This window comes from bacterium (genome assembly GCA_028820935.1).
GTDB lineage: Bacteria > Actinomycetota > Acidimicrobiia > Spongiisociales > Spongiisociaceae > Spongiisocius.
Map to the genome: position 1 here is coordinate 130,333 of JAPPHZ010000009.1, position 13,951 is coordinate 144,283.

The window sequence follows — 13,951 nt, forward strand, 5'->3', positions numbered from 1 at the left end:
GCTGCTGGGAAGGGGACCTCTCTAGTAGTGTGCGAGGCTACATTAGCCCCGCCGTGCTGGGGCGATCTGATCGGAGGGCACCATGTGCGGCATCGTCGGCCTCTTCCTGAAGACCGACCGCTTCCAGCCAAGGCTGGGGGAGCTCACTGCCAGCATGTTGCACGAGATGCGCGACCGCGGTCCGGACAGCGCCGGGTTTGCCATCTACGACCAGGGCCGAGCCGGGACAACCCGCATAACTGTGCTGGCGGAAGGGCAGAGGCCCGACTGGAGCAGGACCGCCGCCGACCTGGAAGGCGCTCTGGGCGCCGGCGTGTCGGTCCGGCCGATCCGGGATCACGCCGTTCTCGAGACCGCGGGCGACGGCGGCCGGGCCCGCCAGTGGTTGATCGACAACTTCCCCGACCTCGATGTCCTCAGCTACGGATCCCAGATCGAGATATACAAGGCGGTCGGCGATCCCGATCTGGTGGCTATCAACTACGACCTCCGCTCCCGGACCGGAACCCACGCCCTCGCCCACACGCGGATGGCGACCGAGTCGGCGGTCACGACCAACGGATCCCACCCCTTCGCCACGGGCGCCGACACCTGCCTCGTCCACAATGGATCCCTGTCGAACTACAACTGGCTCCGGACCCGGCTCGAGCGGCAGGGCGAGATCTTCCAGACCGAGAACGACTCCGAGGTGGCGGCCGGTTACCTGGCGTGGCGGCTCCGGGAGGGCGACAGCCTCAAGAAGGCTCTCGAGCGCGCCCTGGTGGCGCTCGACGGGTTCTTCACGTTCGCAATCGGCATCGAGGACGGCTTCGCCATCTTGCGTGACCCCATCGCCTGCAAGCCCGCGATCGTCGCCGAGACCGACGACTGGGTGGCCATGTCCTCGGAGTACCGGGCCATCACCCACCTTCCGGATTCCGACCACGCCACCCTATGGGAGCCGGCGCCGGGCGTCATCTACACGTGGACGCGGGCCGCGTGAGCCCACCGCATCCGGTCACCACCATCGACCTGGCAGAGACATCACTGCGCGAACTCAACCAGACACTCCACCGTGCCGGGCAGGGCTCGTTCCGGGTGCTTAACCCGCGCGGCACCCACGCGGTGGCGTGCGGCATCGACGCCGACATCCGGGTGGAGATCGATGGTTCGGTCGGCTACTACTGCGCCGGCATGCACCAGGAAGGGTCGGTGCACGTTGACGGGAACGCCAGTACCGGGCTGGCCGAGAACATCATGTCGGGAACCGTACGCATCACCGGCAGCGCCACCATGTCGGCCGGCGCCAGCGGCGGCGGAGGGCTGGTGGTGATCGAGGGAAACGCCGGCGCCCGGTGCGGCATCTCGATGAAGGGAGTCGATATCGTCGTGGGGGGCAACGTCGGCCACATGAGCGCGTTCATGGCCCAGGCCGGGAACCTGGTGGTGATGGGCGACGCGGGCGCCTATCTCGGAGACTCCCTCTACGAGGCCGACATCTACGTGCGCGGCGCCGTAGAGAGTCTCGGCGCGGATGCGGTCCGCAAGGAGATGCGGCCCGAACACGTCCGGATCCTGTCCGACCTGCTGGCGAAGGCCGGCATGGAGGCCGATCCCGCCGACTTCCAGCGCTACGGATCGGCCCGCAACCTGTACAACTTCCACATCGACGACGTGGACGCCGAGCTGGCGGGAACGGCCTCGTGAACCGCCCTCCCAACGACTGGCGCCTGCGGGAGTCGTACACGTTCGACCGCAACGTCATCGCCGAGATCCACCGGGCGGCCAACACCGGTGTCTACCGGATCCGGGGATGGGGCGCCAAGCGGAGGATGCCCACGCTCGACGACCTGGTGTTCCTGGGGGCCTCGATGTCCCGCTACCCCCTGGAGGGTTACCGGGAGTCGTGCGGTACCGATCTGGTGATCGGGGAGGAGCGGGCGGCCCGACCGCTGAAGATCGACATACCCGTGACCATCGCCGGCATGAGCTTCGGCTCGTTGTCCGCCGAGGCGAAGGAGGCACTAGGCCGGGGCGCCAGCATCATGGGAACCTCGACCACCAGCGGGGACGGCGGGATGCTCCCCGAGGAGCGGGCGCATTCCACGAAGCTGGTCTACCAGGTCCTCCCGTCGCGCTACGGCCAGAATCCCGACGATCTCCGTTCGGGTGACGCCATCGAGGTGGTGGTCGGCCAGGGGGCCAAGCCCGGCGGGGGCGGGATGCTCCTCGGGCAGAAGGTCAGCGAGCGGGTGGCGGGAATGCGAGCCCTCCCCGCCGGCATCGACCAGCGGTCGGCCTGCCGCCATCCCGACTGGACCGGTCCCGACGATCTCCAGATCAAGATCCTCGAACTCCGCGAGATCGTCGACTGGCAGGTTCCGATCTACGTGAAGGTCGGGGCGGCCCGACCCTTCTACGACACGGCCCTGGCCGTCAAGGCCGGCGCCGATGCGGTGGTGGTCGACGGGATGCAGGGAGGAACCGCCGCCACCCAGGACGTGTTCATCGAGCACGCCGGGATTCCCACCATCGCCGCCATCCCGGAGGCCGTCCGGGCCCTCCAGGATCTCGATGTGCACCGTAAGTCGGTCAAGCTCTTCGCTTCGGGCGGGATCCGGTCCGGCGCCGATGTGGCCAAGGCCCTGGCGCTGGGGGCTGACGCCGTTTCCATCGGCACCGCCGCCCTGATCGCCATCGGGGACAACCATCCCGACTACGACGAGGAGTACCGGGAGCTGGGCTCGGCGGCCGGCTTCTGGGAGGACCTCCAGGACGGGACGGACCCGGCCGGTATCAGCACCCAGGATCCCCGGCTGAGAGCGCGCCTCGATCCGGTGATCGCCGGGCGCCGCCTGGCCAACTACCTCCAGGTGCTCACGCTGGAGACCCAGACCCTTGCCCGGGCCTGCGGGAAGTCGCACATCACCAACCTCGAACCCGAGGACCTGGCCGCCCTCACGGTGGAAGCAGCCGCCATGGCACAGGTACCGGTGGCCGGCACCGACTGGATCCCCGGCGCGAGGCGGAAGCGGTAGCTTCCACCCACTCTGATCTGGCGAGCGGCCGCCGCCACCATCCAACCATGAGATGCAACCGGCTAGCTTCGTTCGGTGTTTCCATGACGCAAACCGACCGAGAGTATCGCCCTCTCCGAAGATTCCTACCTTCGTTAGGCTGCCACGCGGGGCCTCGCCTTATGGTCCAAGAGGAAGATCAGTCCGCTGGGTTGCAGTTGGTTTCTGTTGCAGTCCAACCCAATGACCTAACGTTGTCACATGTAGTTCTTAGTGGGATTGGATCTTCTGATCTCCAGACCTCCGGCGGGAAATAGTCGAACACGAGCGGGAAACAGGAACCAGACATAAAGTCCTTTTTGTCCCTATACCCCCTAGGACCGTGCTCCCATCCTAGGCTATGGCCTATTTCATGAATAACGGTGCACACTGCAGAACTAAAGACCTGATCAGATTGTATTGTAATATGCCCGGTGTCATAGAAGTATCCCATGCTACCATCAATAACAATAAGGTCTCTCCATCTGTTCTCCTGTTCGCAAGTTCCTCCGATGATGAACCCAGGAACATACTTGCCCCCACTAAGCCACGAGTAGTATTTGGTAACCTGTTGAAAAACTTCGTCCGTTGTTCCTTGATAATCCCTTCCAGGATGGAGGAATTCATCACAGATGTAGACATTCCATACCTCGCTATAGTCTATTGATTCCAGCTCCTCAAAACCCACTCTAAGGATTGTCGCCATGTCTGCTCTGGAGACACCATCTGGGAAGGCTCGATTAAAAACTGTCAGGGCCTGTTTAGGCGTAATCTCTTGGTCAGGTCTAAAGGTCCCATCTCCATAACCAACAAACCATCCTCTGTCTACAGCAAACCGTATATCATCATACTGGAAGTGATTCTCATCTATATCCACAAAGTTCATTTGGGCATAGACTATGCCCGCCCCAACTAGAACCATGACTGTTGCCAGCACAAAGGCTTTTGATCTCACTCCTTCTCCTCTGTAACAACGATCCGGCTCGCCATGAAAGAGTACCAAAAGGGGTATAGGGGCCTGCCCCGCCCGGGTGGCTCACCGAGTACGTGGCACAGCATAGTGCAGTGTTCTTCACATTGAGTGACGCACCGCAGCCACAGGTCTACAATCCTGAACACATGGACCAGTACGGCAACTGCACAGACCGGCACACCGGTAGGTCAAACCGAGCGAATCGGGAACCGCTGGAGTACGTGATGAGAGAGTTACCGCGCGCGCAAACCGGGGCGGGAAAGCATAGGTGTCCTTACTGTGCGTACGAGAGGGGCCGGGCCGACGCTCTCGTGCAGGTAAGGGACTACCTTGACGGTCTAACGAAAACACATGGGTAAACGTCGGCGTGCTCGGAAAGCAGCCCGCAAGAGGCGGAAGGCCGCGAAGCGGGCGGCGGGTGCGCAGGCTCTCAGTGAAATGGCTCACGTGTCCCGTAGGCTCGGTCGGGGATGCGGGTGTGCGTTGCCGGTTCTGCTGATAGTCGTATTGGGTGTTGCCGGGTCCTGTGTGGGCTAGGTCCGGATCGACGTCTCATCGAAAGCAACAGACAACACGCCTAGCTCGGCCACTCCGACGCATAGCGATTCGTAATCAAACGACAGCACCCAACAGCGGGCCGATGCCGAATTCGTGGCGGGCGTCGAGTATGGCGTCGAACAGGTACTGGCCGTACGACCGGTCGCAGGAGATCAGGTAGGAGCGGGTGCCGTCGACATCGTTGCGGACGATGTCGCAGGTCACCTTCGCCACCGAGGCCGAGACGGCGGCGCCGTCGGGCGTCATGTGGTCGTTCCAGTCGAGGCTGCACAGCTTCTCCAGCACCGAAGCCGCCTCGGGTCCGGTCAGCCGGAACAGGGCCCGGCTGTGGGTGTGATCGATCACGCTGACATGGCCGGAACGGTCAAGCCTGTCGACCAAGGTTCGGCTCGCAGCGGCCGAACCCAGGATGATCCACTCGTCCGGGCGCTGGCCGATGACGAGCACGCCCTCCTCGGTCCGGCTGGTGCCGAAGGAGGCGTCCAACTGGTGGCAGGCAACCGTTCCGGGTCCGGCTCTCACGATGATCTTGGTGGTAGCGGAGACATCATGGAGGGTCAGGGCCGCACCGGACCAGCGGGGCTCCGTCGATGCGCCCTCATGGGACACGAAGCTCCTGCTGACAGGACTCTCGAAGGCAGGGAGTTCAGCCACGGACCCGCATCCCATCCGGGTCGAAGTGAGCATGGTGTTCCATCACGCGAGCGGTGATGCGACGGCCGTCGAGCATGACCACAGTGAGTTCCGTACCGGGGTCCGAGACCTCGGGCAGCACCTGGCCCAGGCAGACCGCGCGGTGCAAGGACGGGGACATGCGCGAGGAGGTGATCCGACCGATGATCTCGTCGGTGCCCGGCCGCACGATCTGGGCAGCCTCGTCAGGCACGACCCGGCCGTGGCGGGTGGGCTGGATGGCCACCAGCACCGGCGCCGATGGGTCCTCCAGGGCCCAGGCCAGCTCGGGCTTGCCGGCGAAGTCGTGCTTGTCAAGCTTGATGAGGTGCCGTAGCCCCACGGCCGGCGCCTTGGTGAGCCCGTCCGTGTCCTGGCCCACGATGAAGTGGCCCTTCTCCAGCCGCATGATGCGTTGGGCCTCCACGCCGAACGGCCTGATACCGAGATCCTCGCCGGCTTCCAATAAAGCCTCCCACACGGCCAGGCCGTAGCCGGCGGGAACGTGGAGTTCGAAGGAAAGCTCCCCGGTGAAGCCGATGCGCCACATGAAGCAGTCCGGGATGCCGGCCACCGTCGCGGTGCGCACCTGCATGTACCTGAAGGCCTCTGGATCGAGGTCGACATCCTCCGCCAGGCGCCGCACGAGCGTCCGCGACCGGGGACCGGCCACGTTGATACTGGTGTACCCGGACGTGACCGGGGTGACGTGTACCTGCCACTCGGGATGCTCGGTCTGGAGCCAGTTCTCGGCCCACTCCCACACCGTCCCGGCGCCGGAGCTGGTGGTGGTCATCATGTAGTGCTGATCGCCGAGCCGTCCGGTGATCCCGTCGTCGAGGACTACGCCGTCCTCGGCGCACATGATCCCGTAACGCACCGAACCGACCGCCAGTTTCATCCACTTGTTGGTGTACAGATGGCTCAGCAGCTTCGGAACGTCGGGCCCGCGGAGGTCGAGCTTTCCGAGCGGGGTGACGTCCATGATGCCGACGCTCTGCCGCGTGTTGCGCACCTCGCCGGCCGGGTCTCCGTAGTGATCCGGACGGATCCATTGGCCGGCCAGCATGAACGTGGCGCCGTTGGCCTCATGCCAGGGATGGACCGACGACACCCGAACCGGCTCGAACAAGCGCCCGCCCAAGGCCCCCATGGTGACCGGCGCGTACGGTGGCCGCCACACGGTGGTCCCGACCTCGGCGATCGTCTGTCCCCTGGCCTCGGCCAGCACCGCCACCGTGTTGACGGTCTCCAGCTTGCCCTGGCTCGGACCCATCGTGGCGGTCGTGTAGCGCTTGAGCAGTTCGACGGAGTCGTATCCCTCGGCCGCGGCTCCCATCATGTCCTTGGAACTCACGTCCTCGGAGAAGTCGACCACACCGTGCGTGGACGACCGGAAGAGGGCCGGATGAGAGTCCCGGGGCAGGGCCGGGCGAATGTCCGGCGGCCACTCGGGTTCTTCACCACTTGCCGGCCGGGCGCGGGCCGTAGCGGCCTGCAGCCGATGGCTCACCGCCCTCGCCCTGGCGGCCGCCAGCCGGCCGGTGGCCCTGGCGTGCGCGATGAGTTCATCCGGGCTGCCGTCGCCCGCCAGACCGCCGGTGGCCAGGACGTTGTCTAACGGGACCGACGGGAAGAAGCGGGCCGCTGCGTCGTCGTAGACCGGCCGGTCCCCGGACATGTTCAGTAGGGACGTGGGAGCGGTCCAGCCGGCAGCAGTGACCAGCAGATCGCAGTCCAGGGTCCTGCCATCGGCCAGTTGCACACCTCTGACGCTCTTCGACCCCCCTAGGGCTCGCAGGATGTCTTCGCCCCGGCGTGCGTCGACCACCGTCACCTCCGCACCTGCTCGCTCCAGGTCGATGGCGGCGGCATCCCCGTCAGGGTTGGCCGTGAACACCACGGCAGTGCTGCCGGGTCTCACCGCGTACATGTTCACGAACCGTCGGACCGCGCCCGACAGCATGACGCCGGGCTTGTCGTTGCCGTCGAACACGTAGGGACGCTCGATCAGACCGGGCGCGACGATCAGGGCCTTGGCCCGGGCCTTTACCAAGCGCTCGACCGCGACGGGGTGGTTGCGCTGGACGATGGCGGTCCAATTGTCCTCATAGCGGCCCGTGACGGTCGAGTCGGCCAAGACCTCGACCCCGGCTGCTTCGACCGCGGCGACGAGTTCCGCGGCCAGAGCCCGGTCCTGGTCATCTCCCCAGAGGAGGTGGCCGCCCAAGCGGTGGCCATCCTCCACCAGGAGTACCCTCGCTCCGGCCTCGGCCGCCGCGAGGGCAGCAGCCATCCCGGCCGGGCCTCCCCCGGCCACAACCACGTCGGGGTGGGTGTAGCGCTTGTCGTGGTACCGGTGCGGGGTGTCGAGGTCAATCCTCCCTCCGGGGGAGAAGGTGGCCAGCACCTTCTCGTAGGTCGGCCAGAGCCACATGGGCCGCATGAAGGTCTTGTAGTAGAAGCCGGCGGTCAGGAACCGCGAGGCCAGCCCGGTGATCGCTCTCAGGTCGCGTTCGAGCGACGGCCACACGTTCTGGGCCTCCACCGCCATGCCCGGCTCGATGAGGCGGTGGGCCGAGCGGACGTTCGGATCGTCACCTGCCTGCACCAGCCCGTTGGGATCCCAGTAGTCGTTGCTCATGTAACCCCGCGGTCGCCGGTACTTCATCGACCGTGACACGACCCGGACGCCTCCTGCGGTGAGCGCCGAGGCGATGGTGTCGCCCGCGAAGCCCGACATCGCCCGCCCGTTCCAGGTGAAGTCGACGGTACGGGACCGGTCGATCACCTCGCCGGGCTGGGGAGGGAGGCGCGTCATGGCCTCTTCCCGAGCTTGGCCACGGGTGTCGGCGGGTTGGTGAACTCGTTGCTGACGGTGTCCCGTTCGAGTGTGAAGTACCGGCGGCAGCCGGAGCGGCAGTACCACGTCTCGCGCAACAATCCGGCCGGGTTCGCCCTCTCGTACAGGTAGGCGCGCCACTCCTTGGCCGAGGCCGAGTTGGGATCGGGTCTGGGCCGGGACTCGCCCACGTACCGCAAGTCGGCCGCGTTCCGCGGACCGCAGTTGGGGCACGGGACGATCAGCATGACTCTCCGTCCACCAACTAGTGGCCTACCGCCGCGGCACCCTTCTCGCCGACGAGGGCGTCTCTCTCGAAACGAGAGAGCGCGAAGGGTGCGATCAGATCGGGGGTCTTCTGCGTGGCGATCGCCTCGGCTATCTGTTCGCCGGACACGGGTCCGGCCTTGAAGCCGTAGGTGCCCCATCCGACATCGCACAGGAAGCCTTCCACGGGGGTGAAGCCCATCACCGGCGAGTAGTCGGGGGTCATGTCGCACAGACCGGCCCACTGCCGCAGCAGGCGCATGCGGGAGATACCGGGCATGAGCTCGAGCAGGTGACCCGCCGTCCCCTCGGCGAAGTCGAGGGAGCCCCGGATGTCGTAGGTGTTGTAGGGATCGACCGAGGCGCCGAACACCAGCTCTCCCCTGGCGGTCTGGCTGACGTAGACATGCAGGGTCCCGGATACCACCACCACGGGCAGGAACACCTTGACCGGCTCGGTGACCGCGGCCTGCAGGGGGCGCGTGCTGATGGGAAGCCCGACGCCGGCCATATCTGAGATCAGGGTGGCCCATCCCGCCGTACAGTTCACGACCACCGGGGCCGAGATGTCGCCGTGGTTGGTGCGGACGCCGGTGACCCGGCCGCCGGAACCCTTGCCACCGGGGCCTTCGCCGCCGGTGACCATGATGTCCACGACCTCCGTCTTCTGGTGCATCTCCACACCCAGAGCGTCGGCCCCCCGCGCGTAGCCCCACACCACGGCGTCATGGCGGATGATGCCGCCGGGCGGGTGGTAGAGGGCGCCCAGGATCGGGTAGCGGGGGTGGCTCGACGTGTCGAGCGCCGGTGCCAGCTTCTTGATCTCGGCCGGCCCGATGACGCTCGAGTCGACCCCCTGGAGCTTGTTGACCTCGGCCCTCCAGTGCATCGTCCGGAGCGAGGCGTCGCTGTGCGCCAGCGTTATGTGACCGCGCCTGGAGAACATCACGTTGATGTTCAGGTCGATGGCCATGGTCCTGTACAGCTGAAGCGAGCGGTCGTAGAAGACGACTCCCTCCGGCGTGAGGTAGTTGGACCGCAGGATGGCCGTGTTGCGCCCGGAGCCCCCGCTTCCCAGATACGACTTCTCGAGCACGGCCACATTGGTTATGCCGTGGTTGGCGGCCAGGTAGTAGGCCGTGGCCAACCCGTGAACGCCTCCGCCGATGACGACCACGTCGTAGCTATCCCGCAGCGGTACCTCCCGCCACACCCGCGGCCATGCCCTCTTGCGGGCGCCCCGGCTGATGAGCCGGACCGCGGAGTATCGAGGGGGGCGTCGTCTCATCGGTCGCGCATGGTAACGGTGTTCCCGCACCATCTGGGGTAGCTGCCACGGCGTGAAACGGTCGGCCCGCCACGGCCTCGGGTCAGGCTTGGAGGATCCGGCTGAGGGTTGCCAACCGCTGCGCCACTGTCCGGTAATAGACCCAGCGACCGCGCTTCTCGGACTCCACCAGGCCGGCCCGACGTAGGACCTTCAGGTGATGGCTGACCGTGGGCTGGGATACGCCGAGCGGCTCGACCATCTCGCACGCTGCGCAAGCCTCTCCCTTGGCCCCTATGAGGCTGAGCAGCCGGAGCCTGGTGGGATCCGACAGCACTCCGAACCACCCGGCCAGTCGTTCGGCCCGCTCCACCGTCAGGGGTTCGTCGACAATCGGGGCGCAGCAGACGGCAGGGGATCCATCTCCGGCCGGAGTACAACAATCGGTCACGGTATCCATCTTCCATTACCTCCTTTTCTCATAGGATCATCTCGCCGGCCCAGCCCAGCAGCATCCCCCCTACCAGGAGGATGCCCACGACCAGACCTACGACTCGCCGCCGGGCGATGACCAGCAGACCGGCCACCGACCCGACGCTGGCCCCGGCGCCGGTCACCACGAACGACAGCGCGGCACCGGTGCCCATCCCGCCATCCACCAGCGCGGCGACCAGCGGTAGCGATGCCTCCGTGTTCACGTAGGCCGGGACGCCCACCAGGGCGGCCAGCGGGATCGCTCCCGTCGCACCCCCTCCGAGGAGGCCGGTGACCCAGCCGGTGGGGATGGCCCTGATCACCATGTACCCGACCGTGGTGAACACCAGGAAGAATGCCAGGAGCCGGCGCCCGGTCAACAGAAGCTCGCGGCCGAAATCCCTCAGCCTGGCGCTCCTGCTCGGTAACTCGTGCACCGAGGCGGTGCCCGGCCCGGTGGCCACTCGGGTTGTGCACGCGTCCTCGCATCGGGAGTCGGATGCACGCACGCGGGCTTGCCCGCGGAGCCAGCCGGTCCGCTCGATGGTTGCGGCCAGGCCTCCGGCCGCCAGGCCGATGATGATCGTTCCGATGAAGAAGGTGAGGGCGAAGGGCCATCCCATCAGTCCGGCCGACAGCAGCAGTTCCGCCGGACTGGTCAGGGGCGAGGACACCATGAACGCCACCAGGGGCGCCCACGGAGTCGAGGACGCCATCCCGGCGATGAGCACCGCGGTGGTCCCGCACGAGCAGAAGGGTGTCAGGGCGGCCAGGGCCACTGCGCCGACGATCCCCACCCATATGCGCCGGCGCAACCATCCCTCCAAACGGTCCGTGCCGAGGTAGGTGGTGAGGGCGGCCGCAGCCACGATGGAGATGATCAGGAAGGGCCATGTCAACCGGAGAGTGGCTAAGACGTCGGTGCTCACCTGAACCAGCAATCCTGCGAGCCAACTCATGAGGTCGCCCGTCCAGATAGCCCGAGGATGGTTCGAAGCGGCATAATATATAGACTACAGCCTATATAGATTTTTGTCTATTTATTGGCCGCCGGTTTCGAGAGCGGTGGTTCCACGTCGGTCAGCAAGCAGGCCCGGGAGTTAGAGTCGGTCGCCGGAGGCGAGCCGGCAGCACGATCTTCCGAGCACGGGCACCGGTCGCTTCGGCGAGAACCTATGGACACGACAGGGAGAGGTTGTCATGCCCACCGCCCGCGGACCCATGGACGTGAACATGGAGGCCGAGCCCCCGTTCCTGGAGCAGGACGGGATGAAGCTGAACCGGAACGTGGTGCACAAGGTGTTTTCCGGCGACATGGTCGGCGCTTCGGAAGCGCAGATGATCGCAGCCTTCACCGCTACTCCCGGTTCGGCCGGCTACGTGGCCATCGAGCACTTCACGGGTTCGGTGGGCGGGAGGTCGGGTTCGTTCGTACTCCAGCACAGCGGGGTGATGAACAGGGGCGACGCCCGGCTCGAGGTGACGATCGTGCCCGACTCGGGCACCGGTGAACTGGCCGGGATCTCGGGAACGCTCGAGATCCACAACGACGAGGGACAGCACTCCTACGTCCTCGACTACAGGATCGCCTGACGGTCCGTTACCTGGCGACGCCCCGCGGCACCAGTGGCGAGACACGTGAGCTAATGATACTCCTCATCGGTTACAAAATACAGGCCAATGATCTATTGTGAGAAAAATGCGCTGGACCGTGACCTATCCGGCTCGGTCAGCGGCATCGTTCGCGTCGGCGCCGTTGGCCGGCCTAGGCTCGCCGGCCATCCAAGCGCTACTCTCTCCTGACATGGAACAGCCGACCCCGGCTTTCGTGGACACCCACCACCATCTGTGGGACTTGGACTCGCTTCCCTACGCCTGGCTGACCGGAGACGGTACCCCCGGGGAGACGGACTACCTGGGTGATTACTCGGCCATCCGCGAGAACTACCTGATCGAGAACCTGTTGGCCGACTACGCACCCCAGAACGTCGTCAAGTCCGTGCATGTACAGGCCGACTTCAGCGGACCGGACCCGACGGTCGAGACCCGATGGCTCCAGGGGATCGCCGATGTCCATGGCTTCCCGCACGGGATCGTGGCCCACACGGACTTCCGGAGTCCCGATGCGGGTAGGGAACTCGACCGTCACTGCGAGAGCCCGAACATGCGGGGGGTCAGGATGATGGGCCACGATGAGATGCTCGACGAGCCGGACTTCCGGCGTGGGGTGGCGGAGCTGGCCAAGCGTGGGCTCTCGTTCGATCTCACCGGCGAGTGGGAGAGGGCCGAAGCCGGGGTGCGGTTGGCCCGATCGTTTCCGGATATCTGGATAGTCGTCACCCACACCGGCCTGCCCTACGATCGCACCGTCGAGTGCTTCCGGCACTGGCGGTCCGGTATGAAGACGTTCGCCCTGGCGCCCAACATGGTCGTGAAGATCTCGGGTCTCGGGATGCGGGACCGGAACTGGACGGTCGACAGCATCCGTCCGTGGATCCTTGAAACTATCGAGATCTTCGGGGTGGGGCGGTGCATGTTCGGCACCAACTGGCCGGTGGACCGGCTGTACAGCGACTTCGACACCCTGCTGGCCGCCTACCGCCGGATCGTCGCCGACTTCTCATACGATGAGCAAGAGCAGCTCTTCTCCAGGAATGCGGAGCGTTACTACCGCATTTGACGGTTCGCAACGCAATCCTGATCCCGGATGTTGGTTACTTGCGGAACACCGACCCGTCGTTGCGCATGCGGACATCCTCCGGATACTTCCATCGCGCATACGGCAGTTCTGTGATCGCCGGGTCCAGGTCGACCCCCAACCCGGGACCTTCCGGCACCACCATGTAGCCGCCCTCACGCGTCAGGGGTGTCTTGAGCATCCCCGTACGCGGCGGCTCTTCTTCCCACGGAAGGAGTTCCAAGGTTCCGCAGTTCGGAATGGAGGCGTACAGCTGCAGAGTGGCTGCGGTGAGAAGGGGAGAGAAGGCGTTGTGGGCGATGACCTCGGCGTGGTAAGACTCGGCCAGCGCGGCGATCTTGCGGCAGTGCGTCAGGCCACCGGCCAGCCCGATGTCGGGCCGGACGACCTGTACCCCGCGGGTCAACAGTTCCCGGAACTCCCAGATCGTGTTCGAGCGCTCACCGGCGCCGATCGGGACCGTCATCTTGTTGATGACATCACCATGCGAGTCGACGCTGTGGGGTGGGATCGGATCCTCAATGTAGTAGAGGCGGAAGGGCTCGAGTTCCCTGGTCAGCGCTACTACTTCTCCGGGGTTCAGGTCCCGGTGTATCTCAAGAATCAGGTCGCGATCCCACCCGATGGCCTCCCGGACAGCAGCCACTCGATCCACCACCACTTGGAGCATCCCACTGTACGTCTCCTGTTTCTCGACCACGTCATCAGGAAGGGCATCGATCTTTACCGCCGTGTAGCCCTGCGCGATGGCATCGCTAGCCACCTCTACGAGCTCGTCTACCGTCGAGTTGGGACCGTCGAACAGCAGCAGGTGCAGCCGTGCCCTGTCACGCTGTTTGCCGCCCATCAACTGGTAGGCGGGTACGCCGAAGTGGCGGCCCGCTATGTCCCAGAGCGCGATGTCGACCGCCGCGATCGCCGCGGTGAGCACACCGTCACGGAAGGGCTTCCAGTGGAAGTGCCTGTCCCAATGCTGCTCGATCCGCAGCGGATCGCTCCCGACCAGCTTGTCCCGAAAGGAGTTGACGATCCGCTCCACGGATTCCGGGAAGCCCCAATGGGCCGCAGGCCCGTAGCCGACGATTCCGCTGTCGGTCTCGATACGGACCACCAACCATTGGTAGAACAGGAGCGGCTCTACGGACTCGATTCTCACGGCTTGTTC

The 13,951-nt window shown here is 65.5% G+C and carries 13 protein-coding genes; 5 read left to right on the forward strand and 8 right to left on the reverse strand.

From position 1 onward, the window contains the following. Positions 1–82 precede the first annotated feature (82 nt). Genes OXM57_01410 through OXM57_01420 form a run of 3 tightly spaced genes read left to right on the forward strand, consistent with a single transcriptional unit; the run spans position 83 to position 3,017 of the window. Entirely contained in the window at positions 83–982 is a 900-nt protein-coding gene (locus tag OXM57_01410; protein ID MDE0351338.1) for a glutamine amidotransferase family protein, read from the forward strand. After that, complete coding sequence (locus OXM57_01415) at positions 979–1,686, forward strand: glutamate synthase (GenBank protein ID MDE0351339.1); 708 nt, start codon at positions 979–981, stop codon at positions 1,684–1,686. The genes OXM57_01410 and OXM57_01415 overlap by 4 nt, the downstream gene beginning before the upstream one ends. After that, positions 1,683–3,017 carry an FMN-binding glutamate synthase family protein gene (locus OXM57_01420; protein MDE0351340.1) on the forward strand — a complete coding sequence of 445 codons (1,335 nt, stop codon included), beginning with the start codon at positions 1,683–1,685 and terminating at the stop codon, positions 3,015–3,017. The genes OXM57_01415 and OXM57_01420 overlap by 4 nt, the downstream gene beginning before the upstream one ends. A gap of 178 nt (positions 3,018–3,195) precedes the next feature. Here the strand turns inward: OXM57_01420 and OXM57_01425 are convergent, their stop codons facing one another. The 7 genes from OXM57_01425 to OXM57_01455 form a co-directional block, all read right to left on the reverse strand. Next, entirely contained in the window at positions 3,196–3,990 is a 795-nt protein-coding gene (locus tag OXM57_01425; protein ID MDE0351341.1) for an S-layer homology domain-containing protein, read from the reverse strand. A 630-nt stretch (positions 3,991–4,620) separates the two neighbouring features. Beyond that, positions 4,621–5,220: a hypothetical protein gene (locus tag OXM57_01430; protein MDE0351342.1), complete on the reverse strand. Its 600-nt coding sequence runs from the start codon at positions 5,218–5,220 to the stop codon at positions 4,621–4,623. After that, the gene (locus OXM57_01435; GenBank protein ID MDE0351343.1) at positions 5,213–8,059 is read right to left on the reverse strand and encodes a 2Fe-2S iron-sulfur cluster-binding protein; all 2,847 of its coding nucleotides are present in this window, start codon (positions 8,057–8,059) and stop codon (positions 5,213–5,215) included. Before OXM57_01435 ends, OXM57_01430 begins: the two co-directional genes overlap by 8 nt. After that, positions 8,056–8,328: a sarcosine oxidase subunit delta gene (locus tag OXM57_01440; protein ID MDE0351344.1), complete on the reverse strand. Its 273-nt coding sequence runs from the start codon at positions 8,326–8,328 to the stop codon at positions 8,056–8,058. The genes OXM57_01435 and OXM57_01440 overlap by 4 nt, the downstream gene beginning before the upstream one ends. Positions 8,329–8,345: 17 nt before the next feature. Beyond that, positions 8,346–9,635, reverse strand: a complete 1,290-nt coding sequence (locus OXM57_01445) for an FAD-dependent oxidoreductase (protein ID MDE0351345.1) — start codon at positions 9,633–9,635, stop codon at positions 8,346–8,348. An 82-nt stretch (positions 9,636–9,717) separates the two neighbouring features. Further along, on the reverse strand, positions 9,718–10,074 hold the full coding sequence (locus OXM57_01450) for a metalloregulator ArsR/SmtB family transcription factor (GenBank protein MDE0351346.1): 357 nt from the start codon (positions 10,072–10,074) through the stop codon (positions 9,718–9,720). 19 nt (positions 10,075–10,093) lie between these two features. Further along, positions 10,094–11,047 carry a permease gene (locus tag OXM57_01455; protein ID MDE0351347.1) on the reverse strand — a complete coding sequence of 318 codons (954 nt, stop codon included), beginning with the start codon at positions 11,045–11,047 and terminating at the stop codon, positions 10,094–10,096. A gap of 241 nt (positions 11,048–11,288) precedes the next feature. Between OXM57_01455 and OXM57_01460 the strand changes: the two genes are divergently transcribed. Both OXM57_01460 and OXM57_01465 read left to right on the forward strand, forming a co-directional pair. After that, complete coding sequence (locus OXM57_01460; protein MDE0351348.1) at positions 11,289–11,681, forward strand: DUF3224 domain-containing protein; 393 nt, start codon at positions 11,289–11,291, stop codon at positions 11,679–11,681. A gap of 211 nt (positions 11,682–11,892) precedes the next feature. Then, positions 11,893–12,768, forward strand: coding sequence for an amidohydrolase family protein (locus OXM57_01465; GenBank protein ID MDE0351349.1), 876 nt, complete (start codon positions 11,893–11,895; stop codon positions 12,766–12,768). Positions 12,769–12,802: 34 nt separating this feature from the next. Here the strand turns inward: OXM57_01465 and OXM57_01470 are convergent, their stop codons facing one another. Beyond that, positions 12,803–13,942 (reverse strand): mandelate racemase/muconate lactonizing enzyme family protein, encoded by a 1,140-nt coding sequence (locus OXM57_01470; GenBank protein ID MDE0351350.1) that lies wholly within the window; start codon positions 13,940–13,942, stop codon positions 12,803–12,805. Between the last annotated feature and the right edge of the window lie 9 nt (positions 13,943–13,951).

Bases quoted from the DNA above. Each gene is read 5' to 3' on its own strand.
- OXM57_01435 (MDE0351343.1), bottom strand. From the start codon at position 8,059: ATGACGCGCCTCCCTCCCCAGCCCGGCGAGGTGATCGACCGGTCCCGT.
- OXM57_01410 (MDE0351338.1), top strand. From the start codon at position 83: ATGTGCGGCATCGTCGGCCTCTTCCTGAAGACCGACCGCTTCCAGCCA.
- OXM57_01450 (MDE0351346.1), bottom strand. From the start codon at position 10,074: ATGGATACCGTGACCGATTGTTGTACTCCGGCCGGAGATGGATCCCCT.
- OXM57_01445 (MDE0351345.1), bottom strand. From the start codon at position 9,635: ATGAGACGACGCCCCCCTCGATACTCCGCGGTCCGGCTCATCAGCCGG.
- OXM57_01465 (MDE0351349.1), top strand. From the start codon at position 11,893: ATGGAACAGCCGACCCCGGCTTTCGTGGACACCCACCACCATCTGTGG.
- OXM57_01440 (MDE0351344.1), bottom strand. From the start codon at position 8,328: ATGCTGATCGTCCCGTGCCCCAACTGCGGTCCGCGGAACGCGGCCGAC.
- OXM57_01460 (MDE0351348.1), top strand. From the start codon at position 11,289: ATGCCCACCGCCCGCGGACCCATGGACGTGAACATGGAGGCCGAGCCC.
- OXM57_01455 (MDE0351347.1), bottom strand. From the start codon at position 11,047: ATGAGTTGGCTCGCAGGATTGCTGGTTCAGGTGAGCACCGACGTCTTA.